3 protein-coding genes are annotated in these 3,001 nt (G+C 56.2%); all 3 read right to left on the bottom strand.

Annotation, left to right across the window (positions count from 1 at the left end; genetic code table 11):
- Positions 1 to 962 (bottom strand): hypothetical protein (locus ACREAY_RS11000; protein ID WP_431755817.1); only part of this gene is annotated, 962 nt, incomplete at its 3' end.
- A 54-nt stretch (positions 963 to 1,016) separates the two neighbouring features.
- A complete protein-coding gene (locus tag ACREAY_RS11005) occupies positions 1,017 to 2,486 on the bottom strand; it encodes a DUF7343 domain-containing protein (RefSeq protein ID WP_431755818.1) in 1,470 nt (489 codons plus the stop codon).
- A gap of 102 nt (positions 2,487 to 2,588) precedes the next feature.
- Positions 2,589 to 2,879, bottom strand: a complete 291-nt coding sequence (locus tag ACREAY_RS11010) for a KGG domain-containing protein (protein WP_431755819.1) — start codon at positions 2,877 to 2,879, stop codon at positions 2,589 to 2,591.
- Between the last annotated feature and the right edge of the window lie 122 nt (positions 2,880 to 3,001).

A 3,001-nucleotide genomic window follows, 5' to 3' on the forward strand; every position in this document is an offset into this window, starting at 1 on the left:
GCGACTTCCAGCACTGGAAGCTCTGCAACTGGCGCAGCCACTTCGGCGCAGACAAACGCCACGCTCGCCAGCAACCTAGAGACACAAGACGGCGGATTCTCCAGCTCGGTCGACATATCGCCAGCCGCAGGTGCAACGACAACGGTGACCATCAAGGGCAGCGGCATGACCGTGCAGGGCATGAACGTCAACCACTCGATGGAGGGCACCAATTCCTTCAGGCTGATGATCGAGGGAACCTTCGCCGTTTCATCGCCGACGTCTGGCAGCCCAACACCGAGCACATCCACAAGCACCGGCACAACAAACACTACGTCCAGTACCACTGGCGCCCCTACTGGCAACGCAACAAGCAACTTGAGCGGCGCAACTACAGGCATAAACACCAGCGCCACCTCAACGAACGGCACATCCACAACCACGACGCCGTCTTCCTCCACCGGAGGTGCACAACAGACCACTGGCAGGGCAACGCTGATGCTTACGCCAGACTCCGGCTTGGCCGGCGACATGACGACAATAATTGGCTCCGGCTTTGCATCAGGGGGGAACGTGACTCTGTCCTTTGGTGGATCTGCTTTGCCTAGCCCAAGCACCGACAGCTCTGGCATCTTTATTGCACAGATGACCGTTCCAGAAGGCAACAGCGGAGCGCAGCAGGTGACTGCAAGCGACTCTTCTGGCAACACTGCATCTGCAACCTTTACTGCGCACAAATCGCTGACAGAGCTTGTAGGAACAAACAGCACCTCGAGCAACAGCACATCGAACAACATAGGAAGCACGTCTAGCGACACCGGTAGCACAGCGTCCAACACTACAGGCAGCACAAGCGGTGCGACATCCGGCAACACGACAGGCTCTAGCACAGGCACATCAGGTGGAACATCGAGCACAACTGGGTCAAGCACATCCGGCAACACAACAAGCAGCTCGACTGGCAGCGGCTCAACCTCTGGCAACAGCACAAGCACACGATAATCCGGACTCTCCGGAACCCTCTCCTTTTTTCTGACTTAATCCTTGGCCTTTTGCCTGCACCTTATGAGATTCTGGTTTCCAAACTTGATGATGTCTATCAGCTCTTCGCGCTCCAGGCGCTTTACAAGCCTCCAAGCGCTGCTCTTTGGGAGGCCAAAGTCGTTTCGGATTTCTGCGAGAAGCACCTCGCCTCCCCTGCCTACTATGTACTGGAGCACCTGCCTGTCGTCGCTCCTCAGGTGCGGCTTCTCGATAAACGCCCTTTCAAGGTCAAGCGGCTGGTCCACTACCGGCAACGGCTGTACCTCAACTGGCCCCTGTTTTTTGCCCTGCGTCCTGCGGTAAAGATATGCAAACCCTCCAAGGGCAGACGCCCCCACCGCGCCAAGGAGAACGATCTGATCGCTCTTGCTTGCCGCCGCTATCCTTGCCTGGACTGCCATGTTGAGCGCGTCACCGTAGCCGCCGTAGGAGTATTTTTCTTTGGTGTGCATGAGGATCTCTTCTGCATCCAACACGTCGAGGCCCAGTGTCTTGGTGGTCCTTATCGACGCCTCTGCCTCGCCCATGGCCCTGCTGGCCGCGTTTGCAGCCCTGCTGGCGCTGTGCGCGACCTGTATCGCCTCTTTTGCCAGCTCCTCTGCAAAAGTGTACTTGCCGGCTCCAAACGCGTTTCTTGCCTGCAAAAGCAGGTCGTCAGCCTCGCTTATTATCACGCCTTTGTCCCTGTAGTCGCCAATAGTTGTGTCCGCCTCCTCAAGAGTCGCGATTGCCCTGTCATAGCCCAGCAATTCTGTCGACATGTGGGTCCCTACCACGCGGATGGTCGTCGCGCCCTGCGGGATTGGAATGTACGCTACCCTTTCAGCCGACGTTGCAATGTCGGTGTAAGGCGCCTGCTGCCCGTCAGCAGTCACGTTGAAAGGCGCGTCCCTGCCAGAGAGCCGGGAATCAAACAGCTTTCTGTCCAGCTTTATTCTCAACGTGTCGTCGCCGTCTGCACTCACGCCCACCTGCATGGCCGTGGACTCGGGCAAGAGCTCGACGCTGGTGACGTTGCCCCTGCTCAGAAATATGCTCTTTACTCCGGAGCCGGGATTGGTAAAGTCAACCTTGATGCTCTTCACGGTGTCGTACGGCTGCGGGCCGACCCTTATCTCGCCGGCCAAGCCGGTAGACGCCTCGTCGAAATACCTGTACCTGGCAAAAGTATTGCCTGAAAAAGTGAACTGAAAGACGTCGCCACTCTTTAGAAGGGTAGAGTTGAAAAGCAGGCTTTCGTCCTGATTGTAGATGCTTACTGCATGGACCCTCTCGTCTACATTTCTCCACACTATGGTGCTCCCTGCGCTTAACGCGACGTCGGACGGCACAAACCCGTCCCTTGTTATCTCTATATAGCACAACTTGGCATCGCATCTTTCTGCATCCTGCGCAAAAACAGAGATGCCCCCCACCATCAAAAGGGGCAGCATCGCGCACACCCCGTAATACCCCCATCGCATGATTTCTAAATACTGATACAAATATTTATCAGATATGACGCAAGTTTCTGCAAATATTAGAAATTTATATAATAATTTTATAATGATGGTATCGCGAGGCTGCTACTCCTGAGGGTTCGCTCCTGAGTCGTTTTGTGGAACGCTGCCTGGATTTTCGCCCTCAACTCCTTCCCTTCGCATTCTTTTCGCGCCCCTGCGCGACGACTCGCCGCCCCTGCGCCCGATCTCTGCCATGTGCTCCGGGCCGTATTTCTGGACCACCGCCTCTCCGCCCTTGCGGCCTGCCTCTGCCAGGCCCTGTGGATCCCCTGCCCTTGCCTCTCCGCCCATTCTTGCCACCCTCTCCCGTGTCTCGGGGTCTGCCGAAGCCAGGCCCCTGTTGTCTCTGGTCATGAGGATGAGCGGTCTTTGGAGTTTTAAACAGCCGCGAACAATGCGTACTTAACTATGAGCGATGAATCTGTTGCAGCGCAATCCCACGCCAGAAGGTACTGTACGATTCTTGTCTTTTGCGA

Origin of the sequence: Nitrososphaera sp. (assembly GCF_050748925.1) — an archaeon.
Classification (GTDB): Archaea; Thermoproteota; Nitrososphaeria; order Nitrososphaerales; family Nitrososphaeraceae; genus Nitrososphaera.

Excerpts from the sequence above, each read along its gene's own strand:
- ACREAY_RS11005 (WP_431755818.1), bottom strand. The coding sequence starts at position 2,486 with ATGCGATGGGGGTATTACGGGGTGTGCGCGATGCTGCCCCTTTTGATG.
- ACREAY_RS11010 (WP_431755819.1), bottom strand. The coding sequence starts at position 2,879 with ATGACCAGAGACAACAGGGGCCTGGCTTCGGCAGACCCCGAGACACGG.